Origin of the sequence: Promicromonospora sp. Populi (assembly GCF_041081105.1) — a bacterium.
Lineage (GTDB): Bacteria > Actinomycetota > Actinomycetes > Actinomycetales > Cellulomonadaceae > Promicromonospora.
On record NZ_CP163528.1, the window covers coordinates 4,103,783 to 4,117,854 of the forward strand.

14 protein-coding genes are annotated in these 14,072 nt (G+C 70.7%); 10 read left to right on the forward strand and 4 right to left on the reverse strand.

The window, feature by feature from the left end; translation table 11 throughout:
• The first annotated feature begins 20 nt into the window (after positions 1–20).
• The gene (gene def, locus AB1046_RS18585) at positions 21–710 is read left to right on the forward strand and encodes a peptide deformylase (protein WP_369370775.1); all 690 of its coding nucleotides are present in this window, start codon (positions 21–23) and stop codon (positions 708–710) included.
• A gap of 56 nt (positions 711–766) precedes the next feature.
• Here the strand turns inward: def and AB1046_RS18590 are convergent, their stop codons facing one another.
• From AB1046_RS18590 to AB1046_RS18600, 3 genes are all read right to left on the reverse strand, one after another.
• Entirely contained in the window at positions 767–1,351 is a 585-nt protein-coding gene (locus AB1046_RS18590) for an alpha/beta family hydrolase (protein WP_369370776.1), read from the reverse strand.
• 87 nt (positions 1,352–1,438) lie between these two features.
• The gene (locus AB1046_RS18595) at positions 1,439–2,281 is read right to left on the reverse strand and encodes a hypothetical protein (protein ID WP_369370777.1); all 843 of its coding nucleotides are present in this window, start codon (positions 2,279–2,281) and stop codon (positions 1,439–1,441) included.
• 45 nt (positions 2,282–2,326) lie between these two features.
• Positions 2,327–2,947: a hypothetical protein gene (locus AB1046_RS18600; RefSeq protein ID WP_369370778.1), complete on the reverse strand. Its 621-nt coding sequence runs from the start codon at positions 2,945–2,947 to the stop codon at positions 2,327–2,329.
• 298 nt (positions 2,948–3,245) lie between these two features.
• On the opposite strand from AB1046_RS18600, the gene AB1046_RS18605 reads away from it, so the two are divergent.
• The 7 genes from AB1046_RS18605 to AB1046_RS18635 all read left to right on the forward strand — a co-directional run bounded on the left by AB1046_RS18605 (position 3,246) and on the right by AB1046_RS18635 (position 11,468).
• On the forward strand, positions 3,246–5,807 hold the full coding sequence (locus AB1046_RS18605) for an ATP-dependent Clp protease ATP-binding subunit (protein WP_369370779.1): 2,562 nt from the start codon (positions 3,246–3,248) through the stop codon (positions 5,805–5,807).
• A gap of 207 nt (positions 5,808–6,014) precedes the next feature.
• Positions 6,015–7,028 carry a TRAP transporter substrate-binding protein gene (locus AB1046_RS18610; RefSeq protein WP_369370780.1) on the forward strand — a complete coding sequence of 338 codons (1,014 nt, stop codon included), beginning with the start codon at positions 6,015–6,017 and terminating at the stop codon, positions 7,026–7,028.
• A gap of 5 nt (positions 7,029–7,033) precedes the next feature.
• Positions 7,034–7,546: a TRAP transporter small permease gene (locus tag AB1046_RS18615; protein WP_369370781.1), complete on the forward strand. Its 513-nt coding sequence runs from the start codon at positions 7,034–7,036 to the stop codon at positions 7,544–7,546.
• A gap of 38 nt (positions 7,547–7,584) precedes the next feature.
• On the forward strand, positions 7,585–8,850 hold the full coding sequence (locus AB1046_RS18620) for a TRAP transporter large permease (protein WP_369375765.1): 1,266 nt from the start codon (positions 7,585–7,587) through the stop codon (positions 8,848–8,850).
• Between the two features lie 51 nt (positions 8,851–8,901).
• Positions 8,902–9,771, forward strand: coding sequence for a 5-dehydro-4-deoxy-D-glucuronate isomerase (kduI, locus tag AB1046_RS18625; RefSeq protein ID WP_369370782.1), 870 nt, complete (start codon positions 8,902–8,904; stop codon positions 9,769–9,771).
• A gap of 42 nt (positions 9,772–9,813) precedes the next feature.
• Complete coding sequence (locus tag AB1046_RS18630) at positions 9,814–10,626, forward strand: IclR family transcriptional regulator (protein ID WP_369370783.1); 813 nt, start codon at positions 9,814–9,816, stop codon at positions 10,624–10,626.
• 50 nt (positions 10,627–10,676) lie between these two features.
• Entirely contained in the window at positions 10,677–11,468 is a 792-nt protein-coding gene (locus tag AB1046_RS18635) for an SDR family oxidoreductase (RefSeq protein ID WP_369370784.1), read from the forward strand.
• Between the two features lie 7 nt (positions 11,469–11,475).
• Here AB1046_RS18635 and AB1046_RS18640 read toward each other — a convergent pair whose 3' ends face one another.
• Entirely contained in the window at positions 11,476–12,222 is a 747-nt protein-coding gene (locus tag AB1046_RS18640; RefSeq protein ID WP_369370785.1) for an IclR family transcriptional regulator, read from the reverse strand.
• 69 nt (positions 12,223–12,291) lie between these two features.
• Here AB1046_RS18640 and eda point away from each other — a divergent pair, with 69 nt between their 5' ends.
• Entirely contained in the window at positions 12,292–12,954 is a 663-nt protein-coding gene (gene eda, locus AB1046_RS18645; RefSeq protein ID WP_369370786.1) for a bifunctional 4-hydroxy-2-oxoglutarate aldolase/2-dehydro-3-deoxy-phosphogluconate aldolase, read from the forward strand.
• Positions 12,951–14,051, forward strand: coding sequence for a sugar kinase (locus AB1046_RS18650; protein ID WP_369370787.1), 1,101 nt, complete (start codon positions 12,951–12,953; stop codon positions 14,049–14,051). Before eda ends, AB1046_RS18650 begins: the two co-directional genes overlap by 4 nt.
• Positions 14,052–14,072: the final 21 nt, after the last annotated feature.

The window sequence follows — 14,072 nt, forward strand, 5'->3', positions numbered from 1 at the left end:
TCGAAGGTACCCTCTGTGCCATGGCATGGACCCGCGCCCGACGGCGCAAGCCCGTCACCTATCTGCTCGGCGAACCGGTTGAGGAGTACCCGGCGACCGCCCCCGAGGTGGACCGCGGCCGGGTGCTGCGCATCACCGAGATCGGTGAGCCGGTGCTGCACAACCCGGCCCGGACCGTCGAGAAGTTCTCCACCCCCGAGCTGGCCCGGCTGATCGACGACCTGTTCGCCACGATGGAGTCGGCGCAGGGGGTCGGCCTCGCGGCCCCGCAGATCGGCGTGGACCTCCGGGTCTTCGTGTTCGACCTCACGGACTCGTCGGGCGACCGGCACGTGGGGCACGTGGTGAACCCGGTGCTCGAGACGGATCCCGCAGCCGAGCCCGAGACCGAGGAAGAGGGCTGCCTCTCCATCATCGGCGCGTACGAGCCGCTGGAACGCCCCGGCGCCGCCACGGTGCGCGGCGTCGACCAGCACGGTGCTCCCGTTCAGCTGTCGGGCACGGGATTCCTGGCCCGCTGCTTCATCCACGAGTCGCAGCACCTCGACGGCACCCTGTACTGGGACCACCTGAGCGCCGACCTGCAGGCGGACGCGTTGGAGCAGCGCGACGAGGAGCGCGACGAGATCATCGCGGAGCGGCGCGAGATCGCCATCGAGCTGGACAAGACCCCGCCGGACTACCCGCCCAAACCGGCCGGCGGCCGCTGACCCTCTTGGTTGTGGGCGCGAACATTGCGCCTAAACCGGCCAGGTAGTCGCAACGATCACGCCCACAACACTGCTATCCAGTTCGCGACGGCCTGGGCCACTGCTTTCTCCCGGGCGACGCCGCGCATGTCGTGCGCGCCGGACAGCGTGACCGTGGTGACGGGCCCGGGGATCGCCGCGACGTGCTCGGCGAGCTCGCCGGGAGTCCCGAACGGGTCCTTGTCACCGGACACGAACAGCGTGGGCACCGTGATCTGCCCGAAGTGCTCCACGCGCAGCTTCTCCGGCCGGCCCGGTGGGTGCAGCGGGTAGCTGAGCAGCACCAGGCCGGCCGCGGGCAGCCCCTCGGCCACGGCCATGGAGCACATCCGTCCGCCATACGACCGTCCGCCCAGGAGCAGCCGGTCGCCGGCCACATCAAGCTCCTCCGCCCATGCGGCGGCCTCGGTCCGCAGGTGCCCGACGGCGACCGGTGCCCGGTCTGGCATCCGCCGCCCCGCGAGGCGGTACGGGAAGTCGACGCGGCGCACGGGGAGGGGTGGTTCGACGTCGGACAGGGTGTGCTCGACGGCGAGTAGCGCCGGACTGTCCCGGGTCGCGCCCGCGCCGGGTGTCAGCAGGAGGCCCGCGGGGTTGGTCACGACCCAAGTCTGCCCCGGTCGGTTGAGAACGGGGTTGTGCGCGCCCGGGACCCCCCGACGTGCACAACCCCGTTCTCGAGCCTCGCGTCAGGTGAGGCGACGCCAGAGCATCAGGAGGCCGCCCGCGGCCAGCAGCCCGCCGCAGCCGAGCACCGCGAACCAGCCGAGCGACGAGACGGCCTCGTCCGGCTCACCGCCGGCAGCCACCTGGGTCCGGAACGCCGACCCCACATCGACGCCCGGTAGGAATCCCGCCGCGGCGGACGGGGCCGAGGTCGACGGGCTCGGCGTGCTCGACACGGTCGGGGACGGCGTCGGGCTGGGGGTCGGCGTGGAGGACGGGGCGGACGCCACGGTCGGAGCAGCCGCGGGGATCGGCGCCGCTGTCACCGGCTGGCCCTGAGCGGGCCCCGGCGTCGCGGTCTGGGCCGGTTCGTGGTCCTCGGCGGTGGGGGGTGTCGGCGTCGGGGTGGGCGTGGGCGTCGCCGTGGGCGGGCCGGTCGGGGGCGGCGCGGCGGCGGTGCACGCGGTGCTGCCGTCCGTCTCGTGCCAGCTGCTCGCGTCCTCGACCTCGACCCACACCACGCAGTAGCCGTCCGGGTAAACCTGCCCGGCCTCTCGGAACGCGGCCCAGCCGCGGTACTGCTCCTCGCGCGTGAGGTCGCGCCCGAACGCCCGGCCGTCACCGTTCCCGCCGGCGGGTCGGACCACATAGGTGACCTCGTCGCTCTGGCGCCCGGGCTCGAAGGCGACGCCGTCGGCGCTGACCTGGATATCGCCGCGCGAGGCGGCGGCGGCGCGCTGTCCGACGGCGGTCGTGCCCACCAGAGCGAGCAGCGTCACCAGGAGCAGAAGCAACAGGACCGGCCGTGCTGCGGCGCTGCGCACCGTCGGCCGCGGCGCGGCGGCAGAGGCAGTGGCACGGATCACAGCGGCGATCCTACCGCCGAGCCGGTGGGCGACGGGAAGGCCCGGTCAGAACCGGGGCCCTTCCTCGCCGTGGAGGAGGTTGCGGATGGGGCGGGTGATGACGTCGACCCGGTCCACGAGGTCGGCGGGGCCGGTCACGACGACGGCGCGGTCGGCGGCCGGGGAGTACACGGCAGTCACGTTGCGCACCGTCACGCGCATGCAGCGCTTGGCCGTGCCGTCCACGTAGAACTGGCGGGTCTCGCACGGCACGTCGTCGACCTCGGCGACGATCGCGCGCATGGCGCTGCGGTAGTCCTGGTACGACTCCGCGAGCTCGGCCACGTCGGTGATCGCGGCCGGCGCGGCGGGATCGACGTCGGCATGCAGCGGCGCGACGAGCGCTCCGCTGCACGCGGCGCGCACGATGTCCTCGATCTGAGCCGGCGTGGCCGGGACCCGGAGGGTCTCGACCTCCACGGTCTCGCCGGAGAACGTGCGGTAGGAGCGCAGGAACCGTTCCTCGGTGGGGTCGGTGCTGTTGGCGGCCCCCGTGACCTCCTCCTCGACGAGGTCGAGTCCCCAGGTCAGGGGATCGTCGACCTCACCGACGACGCCGGAGAAACGTGCGAAGCGCGCGACGATCTGTTCCCAGGACTCGGGGGTCGGGCTCGGTTCGTCTGCCATGTGGCCTCCCCGGGGCAGGTGCGGGTCTGACAACGAGACTGCCGGGTGAGTGGGGAGGCGTCAACGACCTCGGTTGTAATCGGCCTCGAATCAGCCCGGACTCGCCGCCAAATGCCGTTGCCCGGGCGTGTCGTCCTGGGCCAGGGCACTTTTTGCCGCTCGCGGGGTGTACATCGTCACGCCCCTGGCGAACATCGGCATCAACCGTCCCATGGGCGCGTTGTGAGCGCATAGAGTCGTTGCGGTCAGGCCTGGTACCGCCGGTGCAGGTGCCCGCCGCTTGCGTGAGGAGCAGCACATGTTCGAGAGATTTACGGATCGCGCCCGTCGCGTCGTCGTCCTCGCCCAAGAAGAGGCGCGGATGCTGAACCACAACTACATCGGCACGGAGCACATCCTGCTCGGCCTCATCCACGAGGGTGAGGGCGTGGCAGCGAAGGCGCTCGAGTCGTTGGGGATCTCGCTTGACGGGGTCCGCACCCAGGTCACCGAGATCATCGGTGAGGGGCAGCAGGCGCCGAGCGGGCACATCCCGTTCACGCCGCGCGCCAAGAAGGTCCTTGAGCTGTCGCTCCGCGAGGCGCTGCAGCTCGGCCACAACTACATCGGCACGGAGCACATCCTGCTCGGCCTCATCCGCGAGGGCGAGGGTGTCGCAGCCCAGGTGCTCACCAAGATGGGCGCCGACCTGAACAAGGTGCGCCAGCAGGTCATCCAGCTCCTGAGCGGCTACCAGGGCAAGGAGCCCGTCTCCTCGGGCGGCCCCCAGGAGGGCCAGCCCGCAGGCTCGGCCGTGCTCGACCAGTTCGGTCGCAACCTCACCCAGGCTGCGCGCGAGGGCAAGCTCGACCCGGTCATCGGTCGTACGCAGGAGATCGAGCGGGTCATGCAGGTCCTGTCTCGCCGCACCAAGAACAACCCGGTGCTGATCGGCGAGCCCGGCGTCGGCAAGACCGCCGTCGTCGAGGGCCTGGCACAGGACATCGTCAAGGGCGACGTCCCCGAGACGCTCAAGGACAAGCAGCTCTACACGCTTGACCTGGGTGCCCTGGTGGCCGGCTCGCGCTACCGCGGTGACTTCGAGGAGCGCCTGAAGAAGGTGCTCAAGGAGATCCGCACCCGCGGCGACATCATCCTGTTCATCGACGAGATCCACACCCTGGTGGGTGCGGGTGCCGCCGAGGGCGCGATCGACGCCGCCTCCATCCTGAAGCCCATGCTGGCTCGCGGTGAGCTGCAGACCATCGGCGCCACCACGCTCGACGAGTACCGCAAGTACGTCGAGAAGGACCCGGCCCTGGAGCGTCGCTTCCAGCCGATCCAGGTGTCCGAGCCGTCGCTCGAGCACGCCATCGAGATCCTCAAGGGCCTGCGCGACCGCTACGAGGCGCACCACCGCGTGTCCATCACGGACTCCGCGCTGGTCTCCGCGGCCACGCTCGCCGACCGGTACATCAACGACCGGTTCCTGCCGGACAAGGCGATCGACCTGATCGACGAGGCCGGCGCACGCCTGCGGATCCGTCGTATGACGGCGCCGCCGGAGCTCAAGGAGCTCGACGAGAACATCTCCGAGGCGCGCCGTGAGAAGGAGTCGGCGATCGACGAGCAGGACTTCGAGAAGGCCGCCGGGCTGCGGGACAAGGAGAAGCAGCTCACGCAGGTCCGCGCGGACAAGGAGAAGGCCTGGAAGTCGGGCGACCTCGACACGGTCGCAGAGGTCGACGACGAGCTGATCGCCGAGGTGCTGGCGATGTCCACGGGCATCCCGGTCGTCAAGCTCACCGAGGAGGAGTCCAGCCGGCTGCTCCACATGGAGGACGAGCTGCACAAGCGGGTCATCGGCCAGGAGGCCGCGATCAAGGCGCTGTCGCAGGCCATCCGCCGTACGCGTGCCGGCCTCAAGGACCCGAAGCGTCCCGGTGGCTCGTTCATCTTCGCCGGCCCCACGGGCGTCGGTAAGACCGAGCTCGCCAAGGCGCTCGCCGAGTTCCTGTTCGGCGACGAGGACGCGCTCATCCAGCTCGACATGTCCGAGTTCTCGGAGAAGCACACGGTCTCGCGACTGTTCGGCTCCCCGCCCGGATACGTCGGCTACGACGAGGGTGGCCAGCTCACCGAGAAGGTGCGCCGCAAGCCGTTCTCCGTGGTCCTGTTCGACGAGGTGGAGAAGGCGCACGCCGACATCTTCAACTCGCTGCTGCAGGTGCTCGAGGACGGTCGCCTCACCGACTCGCAGGGTCGAGTGGTCGACTTCAAGAACACCGTGATCATCATGACCACGAACCTCGGCACGCGGGACATCGCCAAGGGTCTGCAGACCGGCTTCAACTCCGGTGGCGACCTGGTGACCTCCTACGACCGCATGAAGGCGAAGGTCAACGACGAGCTCAAGCAGCACTTCCGGCCTGAGTTCCTCAACCGTGTCGACGACACCGTCGTGTTCCCGCAGCTCTCGCAGGACGAGATCATCCAGATCGTCGACCTCGAGATCGCGAAGCTGGACCGCCGCATGCGCGACCGGGACATGGGCATCGAGCTCACGACCGTCGCCAAGGGGCTGCTGGCCGAGAAGGGTTACGACCCGGTGCTGGGTGCTCGTCCGCTCAAGCGGGCGATCCAGCGGGAGATCGAGGACTCGCTGTCCGAGAAGATCCTGTTCGGCGAGCTCACGGCTGGTCAGCTGGTGATCGTGGACGGCGTCGGCGAGGGCATCCTCGGCGAGTTCACGTTCCGCGGTGTGCCGCGCGACGAGCGTCGTCGTCCGACACCGGCGGAGCCTCAGTCGGTGCCTGCCAGCGCCGGCCTGGCGCCGCGGGACCTGCCGTCGTCGGGCCAGATGGCTGCCGGCGGGGCATAACCGCCCGGTAGTCACAGGACCGAAGAACAAAGGCCCGGCCACCCCCCGAACGGGGGGTGGCCGGGCCTTTGTCGTGCCCGCGGGTTGACAGACTTCACCTGCCTATGATTCTGTACCGCGGAACATGGTTCCGCTGAGCGGACCTTGCGATGGCAGGGGGCGAGAGTGCACTCGCGCCTGGCTCGACGACGAGCAGGAGGAGAAACCATGCAGTTCAAGACCTTGGCGGCCGCGGGCGCCGTCACCCTGATGGCGCTGTCGCTGACGGCGTGCGGGGGATCCGGCACCGGCAACGGTGGTGGGTCGGCCGGTACCACCCTGACGATCGCGTTCAACCAGAACGCGGAACACCCCCAGGCCCAGGCGATGACCCAGGCCGGGGCGGCGCTCGAGGAGGCGACCGGCGGCGCGTACGGCCTGGAGGTCTTCCCCGACGAGCTGCTGGGCGCGCAGGACGAGACGCTGGAGCAGGTGCGCTCCGGGACCATCGACATGGCCGTCGTAGCGGGCTCGGTGCTTGAGGGGATCAACCCCGACATCTCGGTGATCAACCTGCCCTACCTGTACTCGTCGGCCGAGCAGCAGGTGTCCGTGCTGAACGACGACGCGATCGTGGGCGAGCTCTTCGACACGCTGAACGCCGACAACCTCGAGGTGCTCGCGGTCTACCACGCCGGTGCCCGCAGCCTGTACACGACCGACGGCCCGGTGACGACTCCCGAGGACCTGGCCGGTCAGCGGATCCGCGTGATCGAGTCCGACACGAACATCACGATGATGCAGCTCATGGGCGGTGTCGGCGCCCCCATGGACATGGGCGAGGTCTACACCGCCATCCAGTCGGGGGTGCTCGACGGCGCCGAGAACAACGAGCTCGTCTACTCGAACATGGCCCACGCCGAGGTCGCGCCCTACTTCTCCGAGACCCGGCACCTGATGTTGCCGGACCTGCTCGTGATCAACACCGGCGTGCTGGACGCCATGGACGACGAGTCCGAGGCGGCGCTGCGCGAGGCCGTCGCCGCCTCCGTCGACACCGAGGTCGAGCTGTTCGCGACGGCCGTCGAGGAGGCGCGGACCGCGGCGGAGGAAGCCGGTGCGACCTTCTCCGAGCCCGACGTCGAGGCGTTCCGCGCGGCGGTCCTGCCCCTGCACGACGAGGTGGTGACGTCGGACTCGGCCCGTGCCGTCTACGACGCCATCACCGCAGCCGCGGAGTAGGCGAGGTGACCCGAGTCAAGGGCGCGGTCGACCAGGCGCTCAAGGTCGTGTGCGTCACCCTGTTCGCGCTGCTGGTCGTCCTGGTGACCTGGCAGGTCTTTACCCGCCTCGTGCTGGGCAGCCCGAGCGCGTGGAGCGAGGCCGCTGCACGGTACACGTTCATCTGGGCGAGCCTGCTGGGGATAGCGATCGCCACGGGGGAGAAGGCCGACGTCGTCATGGACTTCCTGGTCCGCAGGCTGCCCGTGTCCATGCAGCGGGTCACCGAGCTGCTCGCCTACCTCACCACGCTCGCGTTCGTGGCCGGCGTGATGGTGTGGGGCGGGGTGATGGTCGTCGATGCGGCCTGGAACCAGCTCCACGCGAGCCTGCCCTTCACGGTCGGCCAGCTGTACCTGGCCCTGCCGATCGCGGGGCTGTTCATGGGGGCCTACCTGTTGTTCCACCTCGTCAACACGCTCTCCCCGGCATACGCCGGGATCCAGGAGATCGCTCCAGAGGACGAGGTGGAGCTGTGAACGCCGTCGAGATCGTCCCGTGGATCCTGATCGGGGGCATGGCCCTGCTCCTGGCGCTCGGCGCCCCGGTCAGCATGTCGATCGGCCTGCCCTCGGCAGTGTCCATGGTCGTGGTGCTGGGCTTGGAGAACGGCGCCGTCACCTCGGCGCAGCGCTTGTTCAGCGGCATCGACTCGTTCACGCTGCTCGCCATCCCGTTCTTCGTCCTGGCTGGCGTCATCATGAACTCCGGGGGGATCGCCACCCGGCTGATCAACCTGGCCAAGATCGTCGTGGGCCGGGCCCCGGCGCCGCTCGCGCAGACCAACGTGTTCGCCAACGTGCTGTTCGGCGCGGTCAGCGGTTCCGCCGTGGCGGCAGCGGCCGCCGTCGGCTCGACCATGGCGCCCTTGCAGCGCAAGGAGGGCTACGACCGGGGTTTCACTGCCGCGACCAACGTGGCCTCCGCGCCCGCGGGCATGCTCATCCCGCCGAGCAACACCCTGATCGTGTACGCCCTGGCGAGCGGCGGCACGTCGATCGGCGCGCTGTTCCTGGCCGGGTACGTGCCGGGCCTGCTGTGGGCGGCGGGCTGCGCCGTGGTGGTGTGGCTCTACGCGCGCAAGCACCCGGAGCTGCGCAACCCGCGCCAGGTCACGCTGCGCGAGGCCGGCACGGTGTTCGTGCAGGCGATCCCGTCGCTGCTGATGATCGTGGTGGTGATGGGCGGCATCGTGGGCGGCGCGTTCACCCCGACCGAGGGCTCGTGCATCGCGGTGATCTACGCGCTGGTGCTGTCGTTCGTCTACCGGACCATCACCGTTCGGGACCTGCCCGCACTGCTCTACTCGGCGTGCCGCACCAGCTCCGTGGTGATCTTCCTGATCGGCGTCTCCACGATCATGAGCTGGGTCATGAGCTACACGCGGATCCCGCAGCTGCTCGCTGACTCGTTGTTCGGCTGGACCGACAACAAGGTGGTGGTGCTGCTGATCATGATGGTGCTGCTCCTGATCATCGGCATCCCGCTCGACGCGACGCCGGCCATCCTGATCTTCACGCCGATCTTCCTGCCGATCGCCCAGAGCTACGGGATCGACCCGGTGCACTTCGGCATCATGATGGTCTTCAACCTCTGCATAGCGGTGATCTCACCGCCGTCGGCCCCTGTGCTGTTTGTGGGCGCGCAGGTCGCTGGCTCCCGGATCGAGCCTGTCATCCGGCACCTGATGCCGTTCTTCGTCGTCCTGATCGTGGTGCTCTTCCTGGTGGTGTTCGTGCCGCAGCTGTCCACCTGGCTGCCGACGCTCGCCGGACTGATGTAGCGGACCACTCCCGACGGACGAACAACCATGCACATGAAGCAAGGAGCAAAGATGGAACAGCGTTACGCGACCGCCCCGGACCAGATTCCCGGGATGGACACCGCAGAGCTGCGCGAGCGCTACCTGGTACCCGGCCTGTTCGTGGACGACGAGATCTGTACCGTCTACACCCATCACGACCGGATAGTGCTGGGCGGGATCAGCCCGGTGTCCGGCCCGCTGACCCTTACCGGTTTCCCCGAGATCCGCTCGGAGCAGTTCTTCGAGCACCGCGAGGCCGGCATCGTGAACGTGGGCGGGCCGGGCACGGTCACGGTGGACGGGACGGTGCACCAGCTCGGGCACGGGGCCTGCCTGTACGTGGGCCGGGGGGTGGGCGACGTCGTCTTCGCCTCCACTCCCGCTGGTGTTGAAGCGGCCGACGACGCCGCTGCCGCGGTAGCGGCGCCGTCGGCCCGGTTCTACCTGTTCTCCGCGCCCGCCCACACCGCGTACCCGACGACGCTCGTGCCCGCCGGGCAGGGCACCGTCCGGGAGCTGGGCGACCCGCTCACGAGCAACCGCCGCACGCTGAACCAGTACATCCACGAGAACGGCGTGCGGTCGTGCCAGGTGGTCCTGGGGGTGACGACCCTGCACCCCGGTTCCATGTGGAACACGATGCCCGCGCACACCCACGCTCGGCGCACCGAGTGCTACCTGTACTTCGACCTGCCGGCCGAGGCGCGCGTGCTGCACGTCCTGGGCGAGCCGTCCGAGACGCGGCACCTCGTGGTGGCCGACCGGGAGGCGATCATCGCCCCGAGCTGGTCGGTCCACTCCGGCGTCGGCACGGCGGCATACTCCTTCGTGTGGGCGATGGCCGGGGAGAACCAGGCCTTCGACGACATGGACGGGTTCGACGTCGCGACGATGCGCTGACCGGCCCGCGCGCAGCAGACCGAGCACCTCTGGGAGGACCACATGACCGAATCTGCCTCGACCCCAGCCCCAGATCCGGGGACGGGCCGGACGGTCGCGCCCCAGGACGCCGGGATGCTCAGCGCGAGCGAGAAGACGCTGATCGTGCTGGAAGCCGCCATGACGCACGACCGGTTCAGCGAGATCGTCGCCGCGACCGGTCTGCCCAAGGCGACGGTGCACCGCATCCTCGCGACGCTCGTGGACCACGAGTTCGTAGTGGTGTCCGACGGCGGGTACGTGCCTGGTCCGCGGGTGCTGTCCCTCGCGGGCCAGGCCTACGAGCGGATCGACATCTCGCGGCTCGTGCGGCCGTACATCGACGAGCTGGTGGAGCGGGTGCACTGCACGGTGCACGTCGGGACGCGCAGCGGCGACGAGATGGTCTACCTGGTGCGCACCGACTCGGACAAGCCGTACCGCATGCCATCTCGGGTGGGCGCCTCGATCCCGTTGCACACCTCCGCGATCGGCAAGACGATCCTGGCCGAGGAGGACGACGACGCGATCCAGCGGCTCGTGGCCCGGGCCGGGCTGCCGCAGCGCACCGCGCGCTCGATAGTCACCATCGAGCACCTGCGCCGCGAGCTCGCGGACGTGCGGGAGCGCGGGTTCGCGTTCGACCGCGAGGAGAACGTGCCCGGGGTGGTCTGCATCGGCGCGCCGATCCGCGACCACACCGGCCACACCAACTACGGGCTGTCGATCTCGTCGCTGGCCCTCGAGCACACCGAGGAGCAGCTCGTCGCGATGTCCGACGACCTGCTCCGCACCGCAGCAGCGATCACGCGCGCGCTCGGCGGGGCAACCCGCTGACCCGTCGCGCCACACGACCGCAACCGACGCGTACCGACGAAGGAAGAACCATGACGCCTGCCGCTTCGCCTGCTGAGACCTCCGTGGAGTCCCTGTTCCGCATCGAGGGGCGCACGGCGGTCGTCACCGGGGCCAGCAAGGGCATCGGGCTGGCGACCGCGGGCCTGCTGGCCCGCGCCGGCGCCGACGTGGTGGGCGTCAGCACCACGATGCCCGACGGCGCATCCGGCGCCCGGGCGGCCGTCGAGGCAGCCGGCCGCACCTTCACGCCGATCGCCGCCGACCTCTCGGACCGGCAGGCCGTGGCCGACCTGGCCGCCCGGCTCGCCGCGCTGGACGTCGACGTGCTCGTCAACAACGGTGGCACCATCCGCCGGGCCCCGGCGGCGGAGCACCCCGACGCGGACTTCGACGAGGTGATGGACGTCAACCTGCGCAGCGCATGGGTGCTGTCCCGCGAGGTGGGCCGCACCATGCTGGCCCGCGGCCGCGGCAAGATCATCAACACCGCCTCGATGCTCAGCTTCCAGGGCGGCATCAACGTGCCCGGCTACACCGCCTCCAAGTCGGCGCTCGCCGGCCTGACCAAGGCGCTCGCCAACGAGTGGGCCGGCCGGGGTGTGAACGTCAACGCCGTCGCGCCCGGTTACGTCGCCACCGCGAACACCGACCCCCTGCGGGCCGACGCCGAGCGCAGCGCCGCGATCCTCGACCGGATCCCGGCCGGACGCTGGGCGACCCCGGACGACATAGCGAGCGCGGTCCTGTACCTGTCGGCCCCGGCGTCGGACTACGTCCACGGCGCCATTCTCCCGGTAGACGGCGGCTGGCTCGCCCGCTGACCGAACGTCAGGGGGCCGATGGCACGGTCAGGCCCGCCGGGAGCAGGCCGGGAAGTGTGCTCCGCAACGTATCGATCCGCTCGGCGCGCGCCGCACCCCGCAGCCGCTCGACCGGGGCCGTGATGCTGACCGCCGCCACTGCGCGCCCGGCGCGCAGCAGCGGGACCGCGATGCAGGCGATGCCGGGCTCGTTCTCCTCGGTCTCGTGCGCGATGCCGCTCCGCCGGGCCTCGGCCAGGACGGTACGCAGCCGCGCGGCCGCCACATCTGTCCCGGCGAACCGGGCCAGCGCCGCGTCGTCGAGCTCCTGGGCCGACAGGAGCGCGCGGCCCAGCGCCGTCGTCGCGGCCGGGCGCCGTCGTCCGACTGCCGACCACACGCGGACCGCGCGCTGCGGCTCGACCTTGTCGAGGTAGACCACCTCGCGGCCGGCGAGCACGCCGAGGTGCACCAGCTCGCTGGTCTGCTCGCTGAGCGCGGTCAGGGCCGGGTGCAGCAGGGCGGGCAGGTTCTCCTCGGCCAGGTAGGTGCTCCCGAGGGCGAGCGCGGCGGGGCCCAGGCGGTAGGCACCGTCGGGCGTCTGCTCGGCGTAGCCGCGGTGCCGCAGCGCGGCGAGCGTGCGGTGCAGGGTGGGCTTGCTGACGCCGACGGCCTGGGCGAGCGCGGCCAGCGGAGCGCCCGCCGCGCCGAAGCCCGCGAGCGTGTCGAGCGCCTGGAGCGCCTTGTCGACGCTTCCGAGCGGGCTGGCATCCATGGGGCTCCCTCACGTAGCATGCGTTTCGCAGTGAACAACTGGCGTTCACCATAGCGAAACGGAGCATGCATGTCATCCCCCGACAACCCGGTCCTCGAGACCCTCGCCGCGCATCGGCTAGTGCCGGTAGTCGTGGTCGACGGCGCCGACGAGGGTGCCCGCCTCGCCGACGCGCTCGTCGCCGGCGGCCTGCCGGTGGCCGAGATCACGCTGCGGCTCGCGGGCGGTCTCGACGCCATCCGTGCGGTGGCGAAGAACCAGCCCGACGTCGTGATCGGCGCGGGCACCGTGACCACCGCGGCGCAGGTGGACGACGTCGTCGCGGCCGGCGCCCGCTACATCGTGTCGCCGGGGCTGTCGGCCGCCGTCGTGCGGCGCGCACAGGAGCACGGCATCCCCGTGCTGCCGGGCGTGGCCACGCCGTCGGAGATCATGGCGGCGCTCGACCTGGGGATCGACGTCGTCAAGCTGTTCCCCGCGTCCGTCGTCGGCGGGCCTGCCGCCATCAAGGCGTTCTCCGCGCCCTTCCCGGCCCTGCGGTTCGTGCCGACGGGCGGCGTCAGCGCCGCCAACCTGGCCGACTACCTGACGCTCAAGCCGGTCCTCGCCGTCGGCGGATCGTGGATGGTCGACCGCAAGCTCGTCACCGACGGCGACTGGGCCGAGATCACCCGCCGCACCCGTGACGCCGTGGCCCTCGCCGCGCAGATCGACGAGGAGAAGAACCGATGAGCTCGCTGAACGTTCGGCCCGCCGCCGAGAGTGCGTACGACGTAGTGGCCCTGGGCGAGGTCATGCTCCGCCTCGACCCGGGCGACCGCCGGGTGCGCACCGCCCGGAGCTTCGACGTGTGGGAGGGCGGCGGCGAGTACAACGTGGCGCGCGGCCTGCGCCGCTGCTTCGGCCTGCGCGGCGCGATCGTGACGGCGCTCGCCGACAACGAGATCGGGCGCCTGGTCGAGGACTTCATGCTGACCGGCGGCCTCGACACCCAGTACGTGCGGTGGGTGCCCTACGACGGCATCGGCCGTGAGGTGCGCAACGGCCTCAACTTCACCGAGCGCGGCTTCGGCGCGCGCGGCGCCGTCGGCGTGAGCGACCGCGGACACACCGCCATCGCGCAGATGCGGCCCGACGACGTGGACTGGGACGCGCTGTTCTCCCGCGGCGTGCGCTGGCTGCACACGGGCGGCATCTTCGCCGCGCTCTCCGAGAGCAGCGCCGACGTGGCCGAGGCCGCCATGTCCGCGGCCCGCCGGCACGGCACGATCGTCTCGTACGACCTGAACTACCGGCCCTCGCTGTGGAAGGGCATCGGCGGCGAGGAGCGGGCGCGCGAGGTCAACCGGCGCCTCGCGAGCCACGTCGATGTGATGATCGGCAACGAGGAGGACTTCACCGCCTCGCTCGGCTTTGAGGTCGAGGGCGTGGACGAGTCGCTGACGGACCTGGACACGGGAGCGTTCCGCGCGATGATCGAGACGGCGTCGGAGGCCTACCCGAACTTTCAGGTGATCGCGACGACGCTGCGCGGCGTCCGGTCGGCGTCGCGCAACGACTGGGGCGCCATCGCGTGGTCGCGCAAGGAGGGCTTCGCCGAGGCCACGCACCGGGCGGACCTGGAGATCTTCGACCGCGTCGGCGGCGGCGACTCGTTCGCGTCCGGCCTTGCGTACGGGCTCATGGAGCTCGGTTCGCTTCAGGAGGCCGTCGAGTACGGCGCGGCGCACGGCGCACTGGCGATGACCACCCCGGGGGACACCACGATGGTCACGCTCGCCGAGGTCGCCAAGCTGGCTGGTGGGGGGAGCGCACGGGTGCAGCGGTGATTCGCGAGTGGCCCGCAGGGT